The organism is Rhizobium sp. KNZ2-6A (assembly GCF_056755475.1).
This window is the reverse complement of the sequence record NZ_JBNDIC010000017.1, coordinates 36,912-58,060: the sequence shown is the minus strand read 5'-3', so window position 1 is coordinate 58,060 and position 21,149 is coordinate 36,912. Positions and strand designations below refer to the sequence as shown.

General features: G+C 57.0%; 21 protein-coding genes. 4 read left to right on the top strand and 17 right to left on the bottom strand.

The annotated features are described in order from the left end of the window. Positions 1–4 precede the first annotated feature (4 nt). Entirely contained in the window at positions 5–901 is an 897-nt protein-coding gene (locus ACPYOP_RS14185; protein ID WP_481411013.1) for a hypothetical protein, read from the bottom strand. 532 nt (positions 902–1,433) lie between these two features. Then, positions 1,434–2,273: a response regulator transcription factor gene (locus ACPYOP_RS14180; RefSeq protein WP_481411012.1), complete on the bottom strand. Its 840-nt coding sequence runs from the start codon at positions 2,271–2,273 to the stop codon at positions 1,434–1,436. 442 nt (positions 2,274–2,715) lie between these two features. Here ACPYOP_RS14180 and ACPYOP_RS14175 point away from each other — a divergent pair, with 442 nt between their 5' ends. Continuing rightward, the gene (locus ACPYOP_RS14175; RefSeq protein WP_481411057.1) at positions 2,716–3,432 is read left to right on the top strand and encodes an IS6 family transposase; all 717 of its coding nucleotides are present in this window, start codon (positions 2,716–2,718) and stop codon (positions 3,430–3,432) included. A 92-nt stretch (positions 3,433–3,524) separates the two neighbouring features. On the opposite strand, the gene ACPYOP_RS14170 is transcribed toward ACPYOP_RS14175, so the two are convergent. The 8 genes from ACPYOP_RS14170 to ACPYOP_RS14135 are packed head-to-tail and all read right to left on the bottom strand — an operon-like array spanning position 3,525 to position 11,848. Then, positions 3,525–5,126, bottom strand: a complete 1,602-nt coding sequence (locus tag ACPYOP_RS14170) for a GMC family oxidoreductase N-terminal domain-containing protein (RefSeq protein ID WP_481411011.1) — start codon at positions 5,124–5,126, stop codon at positions 3,525–3,527. Next, on the bottom strand, positions 5,113–7,107 hold the full coding sequence (locus tag ACPYOP_RS14165) for a hypothetical protein (RefSeq protein WP_481411010.1): 1,995 nt from the start codon (positions 7,105–7,107) through the stop codon (positions 5,113–5,115). The genes ACPYOP_RS14170 and ACPYOP_RS14165 overlap by 14 nt, the downstream gene beginning before the upstream one ends. Beyond that, a complete protein-coding gene (locus tag ACPYOP_RS14160) occupies positions 7,038–8,561 on the bottom strand; it encodes a patatin-like phospholipase family protein (RefSeq protein ID WP_481411009.1) in 1,524 nt (507 codons plus the stop codon). Before ACPYOP_RS14160 ends, ACPYOP_RS14165 begins: the two co-directional genes overlap by 70 nt. After that, positions 8,551–8,967 (bottom strand): DUF4345 family protein, encoded by a 417-nt coding sequence (locus ACPYOP_RS14155; RefSeq protein WP_481411008.1) that lies wholly within the window; start codon positions 8,965–8,967, stop codon positions 8,551–8,553. Before ACPYOP_RS14155 ends, ACPYOP_RS14160 begins: the two co-directional genes overlap by 11 nt. After that, the gene (locus ACPYOP_RS14150) at positions 8,964–9,341 is read right to left on the bottom strand and encodes a hypothetical protein (RefSeq protein WP_481411007.1); all 378 of its coding nucleotides are present in this window, start codon (positions 9,339–9,341) and stop codon (positions 8,964–8,966) included. The genes ACPYOP_RS14155 and ACPYOP_RS14150 overlap by 4 nt, the downstream gene beginning before the upstream one ends. Further along, entirely contained in the window at positions 9,338–9,817 is a 480-nt protein-coding gene (locus ACPYOP_RS14145) for a hypothetical protein (protein WP_481411006.1), read from the bottom strand. The genes ACPYOP_RS14150 and ACPYOP_RS14145 overlap by 4 nt, the downstream gene beginning before the upstream one ends. A 2-nt stretch (positions 9,818–9,819) precedes the next feature. Beyond that, positions 9,820–10,710 carry an acetoacetate decarboxylase family protein gene (locus tag ACPYOP_RS14140; protein WP_481411005.1) on the bottom strand — a complete coding sequence of 297 codons (891 nt, stop codon included), beginning with the start codon at positions 10,708–10,710 and terminating at the stop codon, positions 9,820–9,822. 1 nt (position 10,711) lies between these two features. Continuing rightward, complete coding sequence (locus tag ACPYOP_RS14135; protein WP_481411004.1) at positions 10,712–11,848, bottom strand: alpha/beta hydrolase; 1,137 nt, start codon at positions 11,846–11,848, stop codon at positions 10,712–10,714. A 315-nt stretch (positions 11,849–12,163) separates the two neighbouring features. Between ACPYOP_RS14135 and ACPYOP_RS14130 the strand changes: the two genes are divergently transcribed. The 3 genes from ACPYOP_RS14130 (at position 12,164) to ACPYOP_RS14120 (ending at position 15,554) form a co-directional block, all read left to right on the top strand. Next, on the top strand, positions 12,164–12,454 hold the full coding sequence (locus ACPYOP_RS14130; protein ID WP_481411003.1) for a hypothetical protein: 291 nt from the start codon (positions 12,164–12,166) through the stop codon (positions 12,452–12,454). A gap of 641 nt (positions 12,455–13,095) precedes the next feature. Continuing rightward, a complete protein-coding gene (locus ACPYOP_RS14125; RefSeq protein ID WP_481411002.1) occupies positions 13,096–15,111 on the top strand; it encodes an SUMF1/EgtB/PvdO family nonheme iron enzyme in 2,016 nt (671 codons plus the stop codon). Positions 15,112–15,167: 56 nt separating this feature from the next. Beyond that, positions 15,168–15,554, top strand: coding sequence for a Pepco domain-containing protein (locus ACPYOP_RS14120; RefSeq protein ID WP_481411001.1), 387 nt, complete (start codon positions 15,168–15,170; stop codon positions 15,552–15,554). Positions 15,555–15,732: 178 nt separating this feature from the next. Here the strand turns inward: ACPYOP_RS14120 and ACPYOP_RS14115 are convergent, their stop codons facing one another. The 7 genes from ACPYOP_RS14115 to ACPYOP_RS14085 all read right to left on the bottom strand — a co-directional run bounded on the left by ACPYOP_RS14115 (position 15,733) and on the right by ACPYOP_RS14085 (position 21,149). Then, complete coding sequence (locus tag ACPYOP_RS14115; RefSeq protein WP_481411000.1) at positions 15,733–16,032, bottom strand: hypothetical protein; 300 nt, start codon at positions 16,030–16,032, stop codon at positions 15,733–15,735. A gap of 43 nt (positions 16,033–16,075) precedes the next feature. Continuing rightward, on the bottom strand, positions 16,076–16,534 hold the full coding sequence (locus ACPYOP_RS14110) for a hypothetical protein (protein WP_481410999.1): 459 nt from the start codon (positions 16,532–16,534) through the stop codon (positions 16,076–16,078). Positions 16,535–16,540: 6 nt separating this feature from the next. Further along, complete coding sequence (locus tag ACPYOP_RS14105) at positions 16,541–17,395, bottom strand: MurR/RpiR family transcriptional regulator (protein ID WP_481410998.1); 855 nt, start codon at positions 17,393–17,395, stop codon at positions 16,541–16,543. 86 nt (positions 17,396–17,481) lie between these two features. Then, the gene (locus ACPYOP_RS14100) at positions 17,482–18,186 is read right to left on the bottom strand and encodes an aspartate/glutamate racemase family protein (protein WP_481410997.1); all 705 of its coding nucleotides are present in this window, start codon (positions 18,184–18,186) and stop codon (positions 17,482–17,484) included. A gap of 46 nt (positions 18,187–18,232) precedes the next feature. Then, the gene (locus ACPYOP_RS14095) at positions 18,233–19,198 is read right to left on the bottom strand and encodes an ABC transporter ATP-binding protein (protein ID WP_481410996.1); all 966 of its coding nucleotides are present in this window, start codon (positions 19,196–19,198) and stop codon (positions 18,233–18,235) included. Positions 19,199–19,200: 2 nt separating this feature from the next. Then, positions 19,201–20,262, bottom strand: a complete 1,062-nt coding sequence (locus tag ACPYOP_RS14090; protein WP_481410995.1) for an ABC transporter ATP-binding protein — start codon at positions 20,260–20,262, stop codon at positions 19,201–19,203. Beyond that, complete coding sequence (locus ACPYOP_RS14085) at positions 20,259–21,149, bottom strand: ABC transporter permease (protein WP_481410994.1); 891 nt, start codon at positions 21,147–21,149, stop codon at positions 20,259–20,261. Before ACPYOP_RS14085 ends, ACPYOP_RS14090 begins: the two co-directional genes overlap by 4 nt.

Below are 21,149 nucleotides of genomic sequence, written 5' to 3'. Positions count from 1 at the left end.
GTTGCTATTCGGACTGGTCAAGAATGCCAACCGCGATGACGCTGGCGCTGCTCAGCGACGCGTCCTGCGTGTCGCCATCGTCGTTGCCCATCCAGGCCCAGACACCGGAACTCACGACCTTGGAGCCCGTGTCGTCATTCTGGCAGACCCAGGTATTCGGGCCAGCACCAATATTGCTGATCTCGTGATCATCATTATCCGGGAACTGCACCTGGAAACCGGTCAGGAGCACGAAGGCATCGGACAGTTTCACCGATCCCATGGGGATCATCTGCTGACCGGGGTCTTGCGCCGTGTACGGCACTACAACGAAGGAGGGTATCTTGTCGGCGCTTGCGATCAGGAACCCCGTTCCCGTCGGGTTCTGCGCCGTGTTGCCCGAATCGTCCGACATATTCGCAGTGACCGTGATGTATCCGTCGGAACCGTTGGACGTGCTCCCGACCGAAGCATTGACATTCAGGACATGATGATCGGTTTGCGGATAGGCGAAATAAAAGCCGCTCATGCAGGCCTGCAGTATGGAATGGAACGAGTCCGGCAGACTGATCGGCGGACTTTCGTTGTTGGATCCGCTCTCTACGGAGAACGGCGCGGAAAGCAGGTTGGTGGTGGTGGCCGAGCCTGTCCACGCGACGACCACGACGGTCACGTAGGATTTGGTGAGGTCGACCGTGTTGCCGCTTGCATCGCTCAACACGCCGTTCACAGTGACGAAGACCTGCGCGGGGGCTACCTGGTTCGACGTGAGGGCGAGACTGATCTGCTGAACGTGATGATCCTTGCTGAAAGCGAAGTAGAAGGACGAGATGCCGACCGCGAACTGGCTGATCGTGTCAGGGAAAGTGAAGGTATGGTTCTGGATAGGGCTGAGGCTCATGGTTTGATAGGTCAGGGGCATCGCTGAAATCCTCGTTTTGGAATGGACGGAAGGGCAGGGCCGGCGAATTGATGCGGCCGTTATTCCTGCGTATCTGACTGGCTGCAGCGGTTGGCGCACGGTTTGGTGCGATTCGGTTCGTCTGGCGCGTTTGCGCCGTTCACGAATCGTCGGTCATGCGGAGTTATGCGCGTCATAGCCATTTCTCCTCGATGCCAGCGCCATTTGCGGTTGAACGAATGGCTCTTTAGGACTTTGATCGTTTTCGCGGCGCGATGCCATTACCCGAAAGGGTAAGGATCGGTCTGATGAGCGTCGCTTTGCTGAGCGCAACTGACCGATATGTCCCATTGGGAGACATGTTTCTGATCGGAACGCGGGATGTCCGATTTCTCGTCGATCAGAAGGGTGATACCGGAGCGGACAGCCGAGCCGGATCAGTTTCGAGCCGAACTCGGCGTCGAGCACGATCGGGGTGTTCTTGTTGCCTGACTGTTTCTGGAGAGAGCGAAATCACATCAAAGCCAAGCCCATAAATGAGCTCTGAGCAGCGCTAGATCGGTCTATGCTGCCTGCCCCAAGCCGATGACGTCAGCTTCCAAAGGGGCGGAAGCTCGGAAAATGGTGGGGTCGTGTGGGCGATCACGGCAGCGGCAAGGCGCCCCTCGGCGCCGATCCTGCTATAGAGCGCTTTGACATGCGCCTTCACCGTATCGATGCCGACATCCAGAATGGTGGCGATGTCCTCGTTGGACTTTCCTTGAACAACCCACGAGGCTACTTCAAGTTGACGCGGGCTCAACTGTGGAAACGCAATGCGCAGTCGATCGATCGGCGTCAGTTTGGCCAGCGTGCGCTCTTGCGCTTGACGATAGCTGCGAACGATATGCGGACGAAAAGCGACCAGCCGATCACGCTCGAGATCGCTGAAAGCAGGGCGCCCGATCACTCTGAACCCGGCGATGTCGACGACATAATCGTCATGCGCGATGATCATTTTCATGATCCGTCGCGCTCGAGATGGCAGGAAGACTTCTTTCACGATCGGCAGATTGAAATAGGTCTCGTCATCGAAAAAATCGGATTCCCGCAGTGCTTGGCCGCCAAAAAACTCTGGAGTGTTCTGCCAGAATGGATGGCTGTGCATATGGCGTGCGTAGGCAGCCATGCCCGCTCCTCGCGCAGCGGCGTCGTCCTCTACCGAAACCAGGGCACGAAAGTCTTTGCTCTTGTGATGAAACTCTGCATACGTGACGACATCGGCATCGATCAGTCGGGCCACCGCGTCAAAGAGGATTGATGGCAAGTTCTGTAGATCAGGTTCGTGCTCGTAGAGGCGGATGGTTTCCTCCATGAGGGGTCGGTCCAAGTCATTCAGCTGCGCGATATTCATCCAATCACCTCCCATTACTGGCGATGAAACCGACGGTGCGTTGGCCCGTATATCTCATTAATCTCAAGTGAGGATTGAAAGTCGATGGGTTGAAAACTGCTCCCACAAATCGTTTGGGTTGAGGTAAACAAATTTCCGATTGCCATAGCCGCTGTTTCATTGAAGGACATTTGTCACTCGGTATCTAGAGCGTGATGCCGAAAAGTGTATGCGGTTTTCGGGCGACATCACGCTCTACTTCTTTGATTCTAGAGCGGATTCAGATTTTAGGTCGACCCGACCTAAAATCATCCGGCTCTAATGAAAAGGATCGCGCAAATTAGAGGGTCGGCTGCTTGCATGAGAAGCGTTCGTCCGCGCCGATGAACCGATACTACGAATGCTATCGGAATAGGCACCGTAAAGTTAATCTGTCGGCGATTGGCCTGTGCGATCCTTCGGCATGACCCAAGTCGCTCATGATCACCTTTATCGCCGCCATCGATTTCCAGCTGAAGTGATTGCCCATGCCGTGTGGCTCTATCTTCATTTTCCGCTCAGTCTGCGCATGGTCGAGGACCTGCTGGCGGCGCGCGGGATCCTCGTTTCGCACCAGACCGTGCGTCTGTGGGCGGAGAAATTCGGTCGGCATTTCGCCAATGATATTCGGAGGCGATCCGCCGGCAGGCTCGGCGACAAATGGTACCTCGATGAGGTCGTCATCTCTATTGGCGGCAAGAAACACTGGCTTTGGCGCGCCGTCGATCAGGACGGTTTTGTTCTCGATGTGCTGGTGCAGAGCTGCCGTAATACCAAGGCCGCCAAACGTCTGATGCGAAAGCTTATGAAAGGACAGGAGCACTCGCCCCGCGTCATGATCACCGACAAATTGCGATCCTACGGCGCAGCAAAGCGCGACATCATGCCCGGGGTCGAGCATCGTTCGCACAAAGGCCTGAACAACCGGGCGGAGAATTCCCATCAACCGACCCGGCGGCGAGAGCGGGTCATGAAGGGCTTCAAGTCAGCCCGACATCTCCAGCGTTTCGTCTCTATTCATGACCCGGTCGCCAACCTCTTTCACATTCCACGCCACGATATTCCATCCGATCATCACCGCGAACTGCGAGCCAAAGCCATGAAGATCTGGAACGAAATCGCACACCTGCAAATCGCATAAGCAAAAGCCGCGGGCAACATTTTTGACCAGTGTCGGTTAACTTTACGGTACCTGGGCTCCAATCTATTCTGGAGAAAATTACCGGCGGCACGTCATCTTGTATAAGAAATGTCATTTCTGATTATTTCGGCGGTGCCCCGCTCTGAAAGTGCCGCAATCGTCTTAGATGGATTCAGACCGATCGCACGCGGCAGTATCGAGCCATCTAGCACGTGCAGGCCGGGGTGGGCAAAGACATTTCCATAATGATCCACAACGCCAGCGGCAGGGCTCGCCGCCATTCCGCAACCACCAAGCGGATGGGGTGTCACCAGGTTTCGGAATACGGTCCAACTGACTGGAACTTCGGGCTTGCCGCCCGTCGCCGAACTCAATTTCTTGTGCATGGCGATCAGACCGTTGATCGCAGCCTCCGAGCGTTCTGAATCCCAATCAAGCGTTAGAATGTGCTCCCAAGGTGCCCATAGTCGTCGGCGAAGATAGAGTGTTCCATTCGCCCCATCGATGCCTTGTCCAAACCAGGGCATCATGTGTTCGGTCGGGTTCCAGTCATTGATGGCCGTGCGCAGCCGTCTGGAAAGACCTGTCATTCGGCGGAACAGGCTCGAATTGGCTTTTCTAGCGCCAAGGAAGTTTGCAATGATGTTCGGAAAGCCGCCGTCTTCGACAAAAAATCGGCCACCTTGCGAGCCGTCCAGAAAATCAATGGCACAGGTGATGGTCGGACCTTCCGTGGGTGAAATGCGACGATCATGATAGAAGGCTGGCGTTAGGAAGTCTCCGTTGGAGCTCCAGCCTCTGCCGAGGGAGCGGGGCAGGCTGGGAAGTGTCCGATACTGGTCGCGGGACCGCAACAAAATCTCGGTTGACCCCAGCGATCCAGCAGCAAGGATGACCCGCCGTCCATGTGCCGTGCGCGCGATACGTTTGCCATCAATCAGCTTGTCATAATGCACCCGCCAGCCACTGCCATTCGACGAGACGTGAGTAACAAGGCAAAGCGGCTCTATGGCCGCTCCTGAATCCACCGCGACGGCTAAATAGTTAAGATCGAGAGAGTTTCGCGCTTGAACTTTGCAGCCGAGATCACAGTTGCCGCAATGGTAGCATGTGCCCTGACGTCGCTTGAAACGGTTCTCTTTCCACTTGCTATGTTTCTCGTTGATCGCATCCCCAAGCGAATACGACCAATCGTCATCGAAATTTATCGCCAGGTCGACTTTCCGGAAGCGGTCTCCGACCCCCAGTTTTTCTGCAGCCTCCTTTACGAGCTTGAACCGCTCGGTTGCCTGGCCATCGGGGATCTGCCGAGATCCAAGCATATCGGCCACCTTCTCGTAGTGGGGCCGAAGCGCATCATAGGTGATAGCGGAAGGCCATCCGGACGTGAAAACAGAGGAGTTCGCGTCGATCGAGACGTTGGCATAGATCAGAGAGCCACCTCCGACGCCGGCGCCTTGCGCCACCCACATGTCGTCGAGGATCCGTAGATCGATCCATCCGTTGTGCCGCTCCGGGCGCCTTTGGTCCCATATCCACGCATCTCCGGGCGCACGCGGATAGTCTTCGGGTTTCCAGGCGCGACCACGTTCAAGAACGAGGACGCTTCGTCCGGCCTTGGAAAGGCGCGCGGCAGCGACCGCTCCACCGAACCCTGATCCCACCACAATGACATCGTAGTTACGATCGCCCATGTTCGATCCTGATCGGTTTTTCGATAAGCTTCGGCCGCAGCGGTGCTACAGGATCATAGATTCGACCCGCATGGACAGGAACGACAACCGTCTCCGTCATTGAGAGGTCCGGATTCGTCTTGCGTGCTCGCACCGCGATGCCAGGGGCAGTTTTCCAACCTTTCGAAATCTTATCGAGGCCTATCGGGTAGATGGTCAGCGCCTTGTTATCGATATGGATCCTGAGAAAACCTTTGTAATCCTCGATTGACTGACAGGAGAAGACCTCCTGCTCATGCAGACCGAAAAGAATGTTGGTGACGATCAGGTAAAGTCCGAACAGCAGTCCACCGAACAAGAATACGCCGACTGCATTAAGTAGCACAAAAAGCACGTCACTCCAGACGCCAGGTGATACTGCCACCTTAGCTGCGAAAAATGCAACCGACATTCCCACGACGATTTGCAGCAACCAATGCAATACCCCACAGCTCAAGGAGACGATCGGCGCCGTGGTCTCCGGACTGCCACTTTTCGCAAAGGCAATGAAGCCGGCCAGCATGGCCGCTAGAAGGACCATAGTGATGGGGGCATTCCAGATGAAACCGGAAAGATAGCTGGCGATAGCGCCGGGCGCACCCAAACCGACTGGCGTTGCCCGTATCACCGCGACCCATCCTTCACGGGTGTCCATCGAGATTGGATTAAGAAGACTTGCGAGATTGAAAGCATAACAGAGAAGAAGCTGGACACACGTCAATCCAAACGTGAAGCCGGGACTAAGCTTTGCAAACCACAGGGCTGACCAGCGTCTCTTGTCGGATTCCGTTTTGCTGGGGAATTGGGCTTTCAACGTTGCCGGCATCGTGGGCGCCACGAGCTTTTTGGGCGTACGGCCTGTTCCCAAGGCGAACGCGCCGCCTCCCCCGCAAACAATGTATTCGCTGTCTTCTGACGAGTGACGTGCGTAATAATGGAGATCACCCGACAAGCGAATTCGTATCGTGGCTTTGGTTTTTGCCACCATCTTCGTTATGAGATTATATCGCTGTATTTCGCGTTCAACCTCCCTGTCTCCTACTGCGCCTCTTTCGATCGCGGCGCGATGGGCCTCGCGCTTTATCCATGTCGGTGATGGAACGCAAAGAACCACCTGATCGCCCTCCTGCAATCTGGCGGCTTGATTTCGGAAATAGGCGAGCTGCGGTGGATCGAGGTCGTCTTCAAGGGCCATGTCCACAGCCCAGATCCACCAACCGTGTGGCAGCTTGAGCGAGAAATAGCTCCGCTTCTGTTGTGTCTGCCATCCCCCGATCCAACGGGTGCCGCCTTGACAGAACAGGGCGATAAAGCCGTTAAGCCCGTCATACCAATCGTGGTTGCCTGGAATAGCAAATACCTTCCGACCCGTCGGTTGGTAGAACAGTCCAGATTGGAAGGGGTCGATCAGGCGCGCTTGGTACGCTTCGCCAGAAGCCGTCGGATAGACTTGGTCGCCGCCAAGGATGAGAATTTCGCCGGCGGGCAGGATCATTTGCATCTTCGCGCCGGGGGCCGCGTCATCCTCGGGATTATTGCGCGGAATCTCTTGCGGTGTAGGGCTTCCTTCCGGATCAAGCGCGAGAAACTTGCGGCCCACCAGCCACGCGATCGAATGAGTGGCGTCGAAGCCGTCTCCGGTATCGGCGATGAAGTCCAGCCACATTTCCTGCTTGCCCGAGAAATCATCTTCTACAGGCATGGAAACTGTGGAGTGTTGGTCGAGAGCGGCGAGCAGTTCGCGTCGCCCAGCCATCGTGCCGACGATCGTGGAAGTGATCACCTTCCCGACGGTTGCAAACAGCTGCTTGACGGCGAACCAGCCGACACGCGTTTCGCGGCTGATGGCCAGCGAGATTTCCTTTCGTCCATCATTGTCGGTCTGCCTTTTCATCAATGCCGCCTCGCAAAATAGGAGCGCCCGATTTGACATGCGAAGAACCAGAAAAATCGAAAGGCACATCTAGCTCTTTCCCAGGCTGTCTCACAGCCGATCGCCTGGAAAGTCGAGATCAATGCTAGAAGCTCGAAAACGCCGAGTCGAAGTATGCCGGCAGCGATTACCTCGTCCGAGCGTGCGTCAGGGCGAATTTGTACGTGAAGTGTTGTCGTTTCGGGCCAGATGGACCACGGGCGAAAGCCCTTACCGATGAATTTGCGCCCGTCGAACCAAAGGGGCCGTCCATTTTGTCTGTAGTTGGTGGCGTAAACCATTTCGGCGGACGCCGCGTCCCTACCGGGTGAAAAGAGCCGAAATGTTCCGTGCCAGCCGATCGGTTTGTCGCCGAGACGTGGCGCATAGAGATGACACGTCAACTCGCCGTGATGATCGGGGTCAGCTGTGAAGCGCTCGAGATCGCGAATGACGATGCTCGCGTCGAGGGCAACCGCTACCGCGCCGTGATGATCGAACCCTACCTGAGGATCGCTCTCGCCAAACGTTATGCGTCCCGTCATCACTTCGCGAAAAGAGACGCCTTTGGGCGACACCTTCATACGCGTACTGTCGGACGAAAGAGCGGTTCCACTTGTCTGATTCGTTTCGAGATAGGACATTGCGTCGCGATACCCGAAGTCGATCAGTTCGGCAGGGTTTGTCCGCCCTGCGACCAAGTCGAAGTCGAGCGGAATTGGATACTCCGGTCTGATGAGATGCAGGACGATAGGGGTGTCATGTCCAAAGGGCCGGCCGCCGCTCGCAATATCCTCGTTGATCGCCTTCAGTTGCGCGAACTGACCGTGCAGGGAACCGAGTGCGCTCATCTCGATCATGTGCACATACTGTTCCACAAGGTTATCGCTATAGCGTGACGTGTTCGCAATGCACCACAGAAGCCAGAGGTCATTGGCTCCGTTCTTGACTGCCTCGATGAGGTTGCAGTCTTGGATCCAGACCGCATCGGTGTAGGTCTTCCCGTCAATCGACATAGCCGGGGTGACCAGCGGTAGCGATATGGCGGCGAGGAGATGATCTAGTGTAATCTCGCTGTTGGCGACAGCCGCGACCGTTTTCGAATCGAACTCGCAAACGTTGAAGGATCCCACGATTTGGCGTTGCTCGCGGATCGCTGCGACATCGATGCCAAGGCCCGGAAAAATCGAGTTTTTAATACCGTCGAAATCGCCAAATGATCCAATCGCCGGAAAACGTAAATACCATGAGGGATTACGGAACGATAGGAAGCTGTCGACATTGAGTGCGCGCCACCGGCGACATAAGTCGTCTGGTGTAATCCCTGAAAGCAGCGCTGCTAGGTTCATCGTACCGCCCGAAGCACCATCGGCGACCGAGTAACGGAAACCATTTTCGTGTAACGCCTTGATTGCGCCGGCCTGCCAAGCGACGCGCATGCCGCCTCCCGGGAGTATCAAGGCCCTACGGCTATTGTTATCCGCGATTGGGATGTTAAGCACCATCGATCATCCTCGCATGAATGAGGTATATGCAGAGGACAATGATCTCGAGTATCAGAAATAGTACGAAGAGAGGCGCTGGTTTGCCGTCCGTGCTCCACGCCACAAGCCGAGCGAGGATCCCAAGAACCACAATGGCGGCAAAAGCAGCACCATGTTTGCCTCCGGTCATGATCTGCTTGCGGAAAACCAAGCAGAAGATGCCCGCGCCGCACTCGACCCCTTTGAGAAACCTGTACTGGTTCAGAATTGTCGCGGAGACACCCGGCGGCCAGGAGCTAGGCTGAATGTGAAAGAGTAGCTCAAGCTCGGTTCTAGCCGCAAATATCCCGATGAAGCCGACGACCACAAGCATAAGCGAATACAGGATCTGCAACCACCTGGCCGATGTGGTAAGAGCGAGCATCATCTTGTGATTCTCGCGGCGAAGACTATGCAAAGGATCGCACTCAGGGCGTCGAAAGCCGCGACACCGATCGATATGGGCAGGAATAGGCCAGCATAGGCACCGCGGGCAACAAAGAGAGCCGCAAGGAATTTCTGTAGGCCGATCCAAATCGGTAGGGCGCCGCCGGGAAGCCTGTTCCACAGAGATTGAAGGAAGAGCCCACCGGTTACGACCATGAACATCCCGATGGTGGCAAAAAGCTGCCGATGCAGATCATCCGAAGCGGGCGCTAGAAAGTGGAGTACCATGCCGGGTACGATGACTTGCACCAGTCCGCTAATCACGGTCACCGCGGCAATTACGATAAGCAACAGACGGATCAGAGCATCATTCATCGGTCGGCCCTCGCCTGAAATGCAAGCCGGTAGAACCAGTACATCATCGCTCCCCACTCGATGCACCAAAGCACCACACGGATGCGGTTTAAGTTGGCCCAGGAATGGAAAACCTGCGCGAGCTGGCCAGGGTCGGAGATCCCTGCGGCCAGCCTATCATTCAATGGTAAGATTAGAAAAATGGTCAGCAGTGTCGAGGCAATGAGAGCAGCCAGTACTATCACCGGAACTAGTCTAATTCCTGACAGCCACTCGGTCGCCAGCATCAGAATTGCTGTTACCAGCATGACGATCGTCATCCAGGTGAAAAAATGCGTTGCTCGGGTAACCGGATCCACGAAGATAAGCATGTAGTTGTCTGGTCTCAGCAGCGGCTCCGCAGGAAATTGGAATAGCACAAGTGAACCGCCGGTTCCGAGATACATGGAACAGCATAGAAAGAGAACGACGTGGTTGAGCAGCAGCAGCCGAGGCATGGTTATTCCTTGTCGAGGTCGAAGCTGGGGTCGCGTGAAGGCGGGGCAAGCCAATCCTTGCCGTAGGCGAGTGGAAAGGTCGTCTCCAGCCCTTCGCCGGCAGGCGGATTCACTTCAGTGGGATAGGTCACGAACCACGTCTCGCAGCGATCATCGAGCAGCCCGCGGACCTTTGGGAGAAACGCCGCGAAAATCGGCTCGCCCAATGCAAGTTCGGTAAGCCACCGGCTGCGGGGATGATTGCCAAGAACAATCCTAGCCGCTGTGCCGCGTAGCAAATGAATGCCGGCCTTACCCTTGAAATGAATGAGGGAGCGCATGATCATGCCACGGAACATGCAGTAGTTGATCGCCGGCATAGAAACCGGGAGCCAGACTGACGCCGGACACCGAACATCGAAGCGCATGACCATCTGACCGTCGAGATCGTATTGCGCGCTGACCCATTTTTTGCCAACTTTGTAGTCAAGACTGGCTTGATGTTTCGGCATGCCCCAAATGCCCTTCCCACCCTTCACGGATATCTCCGTGGAGACGGGTAAATCGACTACGTATTGCCCTGTGCCGAACCAGCGCTGCATAATTGCCGGGAGGAGCGGCGGTGCGGGCTTTGCTCCTTTCGTGACCGCGATTGCGACGCTGTATTCGATGTAGTTGCCGATATCAGTCTTCCGATAGTCGACAACCGTCACCAGCAACAACGCTTTCTTCCATATTCGAAAGGGATGGACGTCGCCTGGAGGCAGTTGCTCCCTGGCCCTGTCGAAATCTATTGGGAACGCCGCTATCACAGCTCCTGCATCCGTCGAATCGACTGGCATTACAAATGGAATGCCGTCGACGTTCGCATATCTGCCACTGAGCCTATCCTGACGGTTTTGAAGCCCCAACACGCTAGCCTCTCCGAAGTTCGTCGATGATGAGTGGAAAAACGTCTGTGGCCGCATGTTGGCCGATAAAGACGTCGAGATGCCCGTAACCAGCGAGCTGATAGAGCGCGTGCCGTCCAGGACTGTTGGTCTCGAAGAAGTCGTAAGTTCTTGCTTGGCTCTCGGCGGAAAAGCAGTTGTTTTCCTCTCCCGCCAGGAACACGAAACGGGCATCAGTCTTGGGCGCAGCAGCTACAAAACTGTCCGGCAAACGATTCTGGTATTTTCCGCAGGAAACCAAATGTCCTGCGTCGATGCAGCGGGCCATCTGGCGAAAAAACGTCATTGGCACTTGCGCAAACTCGCCTTTGAGCCATTCGTGAGTTTGGTCGCTGAGGTTTTCATGGCGCCACAGGGTTGGAAACGCAGAGCCATACGTGAAGCTTGAGTGTTTGCAGACGGCATTGTTGCATTCGTGATGAGTGGCCCTCACCATCCAGTCGATGACCCGTGGCCAGCCGCGAGGCGCCGATAGGCCCCATTGGGGGTTGAGATACGGGATGAAGTGGCCGACGCTGCTCGTTAAATAGCGAGATTTCATGAGGGAGCGCCAAGGCACGATCGGATGAAGCGTTACGGCGTTGGCAATCACCAGCGAGACGTTAGGAAGCAGACCCGAGACGATCGACATCATGAAGCTCGTCGAACCCTGGCAATGAACGATCGCGTGCACATCTGTCCCGCCAGTGCGTCCCAGAATGGTCCGTACCGCGGCTGGGTAATCGAACACCGCGGCATCATCCAGCGTCCATTGATTGGGCGTCAAGTCGATACTCGCTCGCCAGTTCAAGAGCCAAACGTCGAAGCCTTGCTCTAGGAGACAATCAACGAGCGTTACGTCATTGGGAGGCAGGAAGAGCCGCGCGCGAACCCCAGCGCCATGTACAACTAGCAACGGCGTTTGGCGCACTTCACCAACTGGCCTGAAGCGTTCAAAGGTGAGCGCGATACCATCGTCGGTCTTGAACTGGACTATCTCGCTTTCGACAACCCTAGGCATGTTCTGCTCCCAGAACAGCAACTCCCGACGCGAGTAAACGCGGCAGGACCAATGTGGATGTTTTTTCGAATATTCCCTCAAACGCAGGATTGCACGAAACATTGCTTACTGCAACTGGATACCAATCAGCCGCGAACATTGGGTCTGACTTATAGTTGATGATTGCGAGGTCAAACCTGGTGCGATCGCGGCATCGTCTTAATGGTTGGCGCACGTAGCTTGTTCTTCCGCAAGGACTTCGGCGTCAGCAAAATGATTTTCCGGACGTGGTCATGCCGACCACTTATTTTGCAACCATTAAATCCACGACAACGTGACATCGCCCCTTTGATATCATTTGCGCATGTCGCGTTTCGCGGCAAAAAGCATCTTACGTCGGCTCATATTTCTGTTACAGTCATAGCAAGAAATCCATGAGTGTCGAAACAACCCTGGTTGGGGCAGCGTGTGCGCATGGGATCGGATTTCCAAATAATCTTCAAAAAGGAGTTGGACGTCGTAAACTCTCGACGCCGCTTCCTTCAAGCCGATGCAACAAGCGGTGGCGGCGCCCGTGCAACCCACGGCCGTTTCTCCGCGCATTGCGACGCCATCCACGTGCCGGGCGTGTGGTTGCAGGCGCATCATGTCGAGATCGACTATTATGACCGCTTCTTCAGGAATGGACTGACGCCCGCGCACCGTTCGCACTATCGGGATTTGCATTGACGGGAGCGATGGCTCGTCCGTCCTGTCGACGTGCTCCAAATGCCTCTTGCAGCAGATCCGCAATTCACGAAGCGAGGTAAGAATTTTGCATATTTTCGTTCTTCAACGCAAATCGGGAGGTCGTTATGAACAGCTCATGCATGATATCGGCTGCGATAATGGTTGCCGCCGCAGAGATAGCCAGCGGCGAGGACACCATGGGTTTGGCTCGCCCAGACAGCGGTAAATGGGGATACAGTGACGACATCTCCAACTATCGATCAAAGGATCATATCTTGATCGAAAGCCAATATGTTCGCAAACCGTTTCGGTGGCCATGGGACCCCGGGCAAGGCAATGCAAACCAATCTGGTCAGAAAAGCCATAATGGCGGTCGTTCCGGTGGTGCATCAAGCGGCGGTAACATGGGCGGGGCCAACACGGGCAGCAGCAATTCTAGCGGAAGCGCTAGTGGTACCAGCACAGGCGGCAACATGGGAGGCACAAATACGGGCAGCAGTAGTTCAAGTGGCAATATGGGAGGAAGCAGCTCCGGTAGTGGCAGTACTTCCGGCGGTAACATGGGTGGGAGTGGTAGTTCCAAGGGCAACATGTGAGGTACTGGCTTTCTCCGGCGCCATGAACGAGCGGGCATTGCGAATATGAGCGAGAACTGGGCGATCTGTATAGGGATAAATCACTACGACAACTTGCGGCCGCTTGAGTATGCACAGCAGGATGCCCAAGCAATCAGTGAATTCTTCGGTCATACCGCCCACTTCAAACAGGTCTATCATCTCGCAGAAGACGCGCCGCCTCTCACCTCGGATTTCGGAAGCTCTCTCCAGTCGCGTCCGACCTTTGGCAATCTGATGCGTTTCCTGAGGGTGCGTTTTGACGAGCGTTTCCTTCGCCCCAGCGACAATCTGTGGTTCTTTTTTGCCGGTCACGGGAGGCGCGAGAGGGATCAAGACTATCTGCTGCCGATCGATGCGGATCCTGGAAATGTCGAGGAGACGGCAATTTCGGTGCGCCATGTTACCGAACGATTGAAACGCAGTGGCGCGAATAATGTGATCTTGCTCCTTGATGCCTGTCGGAACGAAGGAGCACGCAGCGGAGAAGGTCTTGGTCTCGACCGGCAGCAAGGTGCGGTGACCATCTGCTCCTGCAGCCCGTCGGAGTTTTCCTACGAAATCGCCGAACTTCGTCACGGTGCCTTTACCTACGAGCTTCTCGAGGGTCTCGGAATGGAGGGCCAACAGAATTGCGCCACCGTCGAAAAGCTCGACAATTACCTGAAATTCGCAGTCCCCGATCTTTGCCGTAGGTACGGAAAGCCTCGTCAGACGCCATCGACGTTTGTCGAGCCGCTCTCGAAACGCCATTTCATCCTGCTTCCGGCGCTGGCCACTCCCGACGATCTCGAGCCGCTGAAGCTTGAGGCCTTGGAGGCGGAGGCAAACGACAATCTGGCCGAAGCCGAACAGCTATGGTGGCGTGTGAACGCCGTCGCGCCCACAGATGCGCAGGCGAGGGAAGGGATTCGACGAATTACGCTGAAAGGCAAGCTTAATCGTAGTGATGATGCGCGCGCTGCCGTGCCTCGTTCGCCGATCACGCAAAGGGAAGAAGTGGCCCCAGTGAATATATCGCGACGACTGCTACTTTACGGCGCTGGCGCTGCCGGCACCGTGGCTGCTGTCGGCGTCGGTGCCTTTCTCATTGACACGAGGATGAGGCAGCGTCCGTTGATGACGCGAGGAGAGACGATTCCTGTGACAACGGTCGATGAAAAAGGTGAACTGCTCGATACAAGTTGGGAAAGTGTGGAAACTTTCGTCCAAACTGTCGACAAAGATAACGCGATCGAATTCAGCGTAATTCCCGCGCTCCGCTCCTTCACCATGGGCTCACCAGAAGACGAGATGCTTCGAGTGAGCAAATTCGAGCGACAGATCGACGTTTCCGTCAGTCGTATAGCGATCAGCCGCACGACGATCACGCAGCGGATTTGGCGTGCGGTCTTAGATGCCCATCCACAGCAAATTGGCATGGCATTGTCGCCCACACCGTCATCCTTTCCCGGTGACGAGCGGCCCGTCGAAACCATCACATGGCGACAGGCAACCGAATTCTGCGCCAGGCTTTCGAGGTTGAGCGATCGTGTGATCCGCCTGCCGAGCGAGGCGGAGTGGGAAAGAGCCTGCAGGGCAGGAACGATAACGGCTTTTCACTTCGGGCCAACCTTGACGCCGGAGCTCGCCAATTATTGTGGTACAGGTGGTGCGGTTTGTGGATCGAGTTTCGGACGCGACGTTACTCGCCCCGACTATGCCGAGGTCACCTATCCGCAGGGTTCCTATGCCAAAGGACCAGCAGGGACATTCTACGGATCGACCAAGCCGGTGCGATCCTTTCCACCGAACCGCTTCGGGCTGTTCGAGATGCACGGTAATGTCTGGGAACATTGTCTCGACAATTGGAGCGCGGCTCTGACGGCTTTGCCGCGTGATGGTAGCCCATTCGTGGATAGAAGTTCGACCATACGCGTTCTTCGCGGTGGTTCCTTCTCGCACAATCCGGCACTCTGTAGATCCGCCTATCGAGACTGGATGGAGGAAACCCTGACCGGATGGGAGGGGCGTGTCGGCTTCAGAGTGGTCTGCGTCATATGAGCGACGGAAGGCGTTCGATTGGAATTTCGCCAACAATACGGAAAGGGAATAATATTATGGGCAGAGAAATCACGATCATAACGGACGCCATGTCTCCGGCAAGCTCTATAACCGAAGGTCATGGTTCCAGAGGCAGCGACGACATCGGTGGCGGCTTCGGCTCCATCCTCGGCTCGCCGTTCAAAGCGGTGACGCTGAGCGCTGATCTATTGAAATCACAAATGACCAATCTGCTGGAGGTGGTCAGCCTGGTTTTCGATCAATCGCTTGCCAGTTCGACCCTGGCGCTCGATGAGGTGCAGCTCTCAATTGAGATTAGTTCGGAAGGTGAAGTCCGCATCTTGGGCAGTGGTGGCAAGATCGGCGGCAATGGCGCGATCAGATTGATATTCAAGAAAAAGGAGATACAGAAATCCGAAACCGTAAAAAGTGAAAGACTGTAATCGATGGGCAAAGCCTGCCCACGATCCATGTTCTCGATGAAGCCCTGGCATCATCAACGTAACCGAATGTGGAACTGGCTGTGCGATGACGGTCCATGACATACCCTCACCCACTGTACCGCCGCCATCGCCTCCCAGGTGAAACTGTTGCGCTTGTTTTGGTAGCATCAGGTATCGTCTATGAGCTTTGGCCGCTGCTATCGCAAGCCCTTGAAGGTTTTATGAAGCCGGTGTCCGACAGATCGACCGAGACGATCAGCGGTTCCGGAATCGGCTTGTTATCGACGTCACGCGGGTAGATGCGCATCTTGCCGGGCATGCCGATACCGTTCGCGGTGACGTAGTCGCTCATGTAGCGAGCCGCGGCGTTCTTTCCTTGCATATCGACTTCGTAGTCGTGCCGGACAAGCAGCCCGCTGTGTTGAAATAGAACGTCTGCTCCGTGCTTGTGGGTCGCGATCTCGTCCGGGAAGCACACGCGTGGCCCCGGCGCCGAGATGTCGGCTTTCGCCCTGTCTGGCCTAGAGCCGGATGATTTTAGGTCCGTTCGACCTAAAATCTGAATCCGCTCTAGAATCAAAGAAATAGAGCGTGATGTCGTCCGAAAACTGCCTGCACTTTTCGGCATCACGCTCTAGCAGCAGGTGGTCTGCTTCCAGCCATAAATCGGTCATTCCAGGCGGACAAAGCGGATGTCCGCTACTGGGGATTTTCAGACGGATAGCGTTTGTAATAACAGGGTCGACGGCTCGCATCCCCTCAAGGCGACCTACCCAAATGGTTCCGGTGACGCTGAAGATGATGCATTGGTGCGGGCTTCCGTCGTGTCGGATTATCTCGATGCGCTCACCGGAATTCGCAGCCGTCGCGATTTGTGAATATCCCAACCTTGCGGGTATGGGTCTCTCATCGGTAGAACTTTTTGAAGCCCGGGCGATGAACGTCGTCACGTCTCCCATATGCTCCAAACGATCGTTCATCTGCTTTTAAAGCTCTTCTAGGCCTTCGTTGAGTGTTTCAATATTTCTGAGGCGCTTACGTCCCTCGACACCTGCCTTTTCTAGGCATCTGGTGATCAGAAGGTGGCAGAGCGCCATGACGGATGTGTGGTTGAACAGCGGTCCAGGCGCCAGCGTCTGGCACCGGAAATGCCAGCTTGCAGCGGTCTCGAAGGGTGCACCTTCGTCGGTGATGTAGAGGAGTTTCGCCTTCGATTTGCGGATCTGCGCGAGGATCGTATCAATCTGGGCGATCCTGCGGCGCATGGCGAAGAAAACGACGACATCGTCTTCGCGCAAGCTGACGAGATATTCTCCCAGCGTTTGGCCAGCACCGGGGATCGCTACGATATCCTCGATCACCTGGGTCAACTGCCATTGCAGATAGGACGCGAAGGGATGGCTGCTGCGAAAGCCAAGTACCCATACCCTGCGCGCCTGCATCATCGTAGCCGCGACCGTCTCGATCTGGGCGTCGGAAATGGGGAGGAATGTCGCCTCGAGATTAGCGATCCCCTGCGCGATATGCGCCGTTACCGATTGAGACGATGTCGGATCGGCGGAGCTCGCGAGGAAAAGCCGGGAGCCGGTTTGTTTTTCCGCCCGGGCATGACGGCGAGCTTCCTCGTAGTTTTCATAACCCAGCCGCTGGATGAACCTAGTAACGGTCGCCTTCGAGACATGCGCAAGGGCGGCGAGTTCCTGCGCCGAGTAACTGGCGAGTTCGCCGGGAAAGTCGCAGACGAATTCTCCCAGACGCTTTTCAGCGGGGTGGAGATCGGGCAATGCCTGCCGCACGCGATACAGGAATGATCTATCCTTCGGCACCGTAAACTCCGCCATATTCTCAGCGGGCAGACTTTCGTTTGGCGACAATCGACTTGCAACATAAAAAGCGGCTGCGCGATTGCGAGACGGGTGCGGCTTCCTCATTGCGTAGCTTTCGCAACCGCTTTCGATGGATGGGTCATGTGCGATAGTAGAAGTTCGACGGCTGACCGGATCGGCGCGATCACCGGGGCTGAAAGCAGCCGTTGAAGATCGTCGGCCGCCTGTCCGAGCGGGCCGCCGCCGATGATGACGGCGTCTGCGCCATCCTGTTCGAAACAGGCGCGGACAGCCTTTTCGAGTTCAGCCCGCAAGCGATCCGGATCGGCAGCCAGCTGTATCGGATCGCCGGTCGTCAGACGCGTGCCGGTGAAAAGACGCGCAACCCCCAGTACCTCGGCTTTCTTGGCGAAACTCGTTACCAGATGCGGAGTGACTGTTGCGATACCGAAGCGGCGGCCGCCGGCGGTCGCTTCCAGCATGCTGGCCTCGCATATGCCGACGGCAGGTAGGCCCGACAGTCTTTTCAGGCGGTCGAGGCCTGGGTCACCGAAGGCGCTGACGATCAACCCGTCTGCACGCGGCGCGGCAGCCATCCCCATTTCAACAACGCCTTCCGCCGCCGCTGCAAGCGCGACCGCGTCGAGGATCATCGTCACGCCCGTGCTTGCGGTGACTCCTTCGACGGTGAAACCCTCGGGCAGATATTTGCGGGCGATGTCAGTCATCATCGCCGTCGTCGGTTGACAGGTGTTCGGGTTGATCAGAGTAATGCGCTTCATTGTTTCCAGACATGCGAACCGCATGTCCTCCTCCCTTAGTCATCATCGTTTTTGATAATCATAGCCGCTGCTAGGCATATTGCACGCAGGCGACCCTCGCTGCTTCGCCAATCGTCATAAGGGCCGGAACATTCGCTCGACAGAGATCCGAGGCTTGTGCGCAGCGTGGAGCGAAGGCACATCCCGCCGGCATGTTGGCGAGATCCGGCGGTGCCCCCGGAATGGTGATCAGACGGTCGCGCCCATGGGCAAGTTCGACACGGGCGCCGAGAAGGCCCCTCGTATAGGGGTGTTTGGGATTGCGGATGATCTCGGCGACGCTGCCTTCCTCGACGATCCGCCCGGCATACATAACGGCGATCCGGTCGGCGACCTCCGCCGCGACGCCGATATCGTGGGTGACGAAGATGACGGAGAGACCGTATTCCTTCTGCAGATCGCGGATCAGCAGCAGGATCTGGATCTGTACCGTGGCATCGAGAGCGGTGGTTGGTTCGTCTGCCAGCAGGACCTTTGGGTTGCAGGCGAGCGCCATGGCGATCATCGAGCGCTGCAGCATGCCGCCCGACATTTCATGCGGGTAATTCTGCAGCCGGCGCTCGGGAGAGGGGATCTTGACCTTCTGGAAGAGCGTGAGGGCACGCGCTGCGGCCTGCGACCGCGGGATGCGCTCATGACGCATGATCGTTTCTTCGATCTGCCGGCCGAGCGTATAGACCGGGTCGAGCGCCAATCGCGGTTCCTGAAAGACCATGGAGACCATGGCGCCGCGAAAGGCACCGAGGTCCCTGGTTGAAAGCCCGGTGACGTCGCGGCCATCGACGGTCATTGAACCTTCGATCCTGGTGCCCCTGGGGTGCAGCCGCAGCAGCGAGCGCATGGTGACGCTCTTGCCGGAGCCGGATTCGCCAAGCAGGGCGACGACTTCCCCCGGCCGGACCGAAAGGCTGACGCCGTTGACGGCTTTGACCGGCTTGCGGCCGCGGTTGAAGGTAACGGAGAGATTGCGGATATCGATCATGGCATCGGTCTGCATGGTCATGCCTCCATCAAGACTGGCGCGCGGCTGTGGCCCGATCCGGGCAGAGACATCAGGCAGGCGGCCGCTTGGCTTTCGGACACATCGGCAAGTGGCGGCAGCTTTTCACTGCAGACGGCCTCTGCAAATGAACACCGGGTATGGAAACGGCAGCCCGATGGCGGATCGATCGGGTTCGGCGGGTCGCCGGACAGCGGCGGCTCGGTGGTTCGCTCGGAGGGGTCCATCTTCGGCATCGAGGCGAGCAGCGCCGCCGAATAGGGGTGGCGGGTGTTTTCGAAAATTGCATCGCGGCTGCCGATCTCGGCCACCTTGCCGAGATACATGACCATGACCCGGTCGCACATGAAGCGCACGACGTTGAGATCGTGGGAGATGAAAAGGTAGGTCAGGCCGAAATCCCGTTTCAGGTCGAGGAGCAGGTTAAGGACCTGAGCTTCGACAGACTTGTCGAGCGCGGATACTGCTTCATCGAGAATGACGAGGCGCGGTTCGAGCGCTAAGGCGCGAGCGATGTTGACGCGCTGCCGCTGGCCACCGGACAGTTCATGCGGATAGCGGCCGGCAAATCGGGATGGTTCCAGCCCGACCCGGAAGAGCAGGTCATGGACCCTCGCGATCGCCTTCGCGGTAGGCACGCCGTGGACGCGCGGGGCAAAGGCTATGGATTCCTCGATCGTCAGACGCGGATTGAGCGAGGCGTAACTGTCCTGGAAGACCATCTGCACCTGGCGGCGGTAATCTGCGAGCGCCAGCACCTCGCCGACCTTTTCGCCGTCGAACAGGATATCGCCCTGGTCCGGCACGATGAGCTGCATCAGCAGGCGCGCCGTAGTCGACTTGCCGCAGCCGCTTTCGCCGACGATGCCGAGCGTTTCGCCCTTGAGGATGTCGAAATCGACACCGTCGACGGCGCGGACGGCCTTTTTGGGCCTCAGGAAGCCGCTTCCCTTCACCGGAAAATGCTTGAGCAGGCCGCGGGCGGAAATCAGCGGCTGAGCTGGGCCGCCGCGTTCGCCGACGGGCAGGTCGTAGGCCGGTTTTTCAACGATGCTGATCATGATTTCACGTCCATGGCGGAGCGCAGCCCGTCTGAGAAAAGATTGAAGCAGATCGAGGTGATGAAGATCATCACGCCGGGAAGGGCGGCCACGAACGGGTTGTTGTAGATCGCCGTTCTCAGCGTATTGAGCATCAGCCCCCATTCGGCATCCGGTGGGCGCACGCCGAGCCCGAGGAAGGAGAGGCCGGAGGCGAGGATCATCGACACCGAGATCAGGCTGGTCGCAAAAACGAAGATCGGCCCGAGCACGTTGCCGAGGATATGCACCCGGATGATTGTGGCCGGCGGGGCGCCGGAGGCGCGGGCGGCATCGACGTAATCGAGTTTGCGCACTTGTGTCGTGACGCTTTCAGCGACGCGGGCGATCTGTGGGATGAACACCACGGTCAACGAGACGAGTGCGTTGGTGAGTCCTGATCCGAGCGCACCTGAGAGCGCGACTGCTAGAAGCACGGAAGGGAAGGCATAGAACACGTCGATGGTGCGCATGATCAGCGTGTTGACGAGACCGCCGGCGTAACCGGCGATGATACCGATCGCCGAGCCGACCACGAAGGCGACTGGCACCGGCACGACACCCATGATCAGCGACAGCCGGGCGCCGTAGATCAGCCGGGACAGCATGTCGCGGCCGAGTTCGTCCGTGCCGAGGATATAACCTTCTGTGCCAATTGGCTTCAGGCGGCGAATGACGCTGCCCTTCGAGGGGTCGTAGGGCGCGATATAGGGTGCCAGGATCGCGATCAGCACGAGGATGATGAGGATCGCCAGCGCCGTGATCGCGACGGGATCATGACAGAGGCGACGCAGCACGCCGCTCCAGAAGCCCGGGGACCTGGCGATGTCAGGTGTGGGAACCGAAATGTCTGCAGTGACGACGGCCAT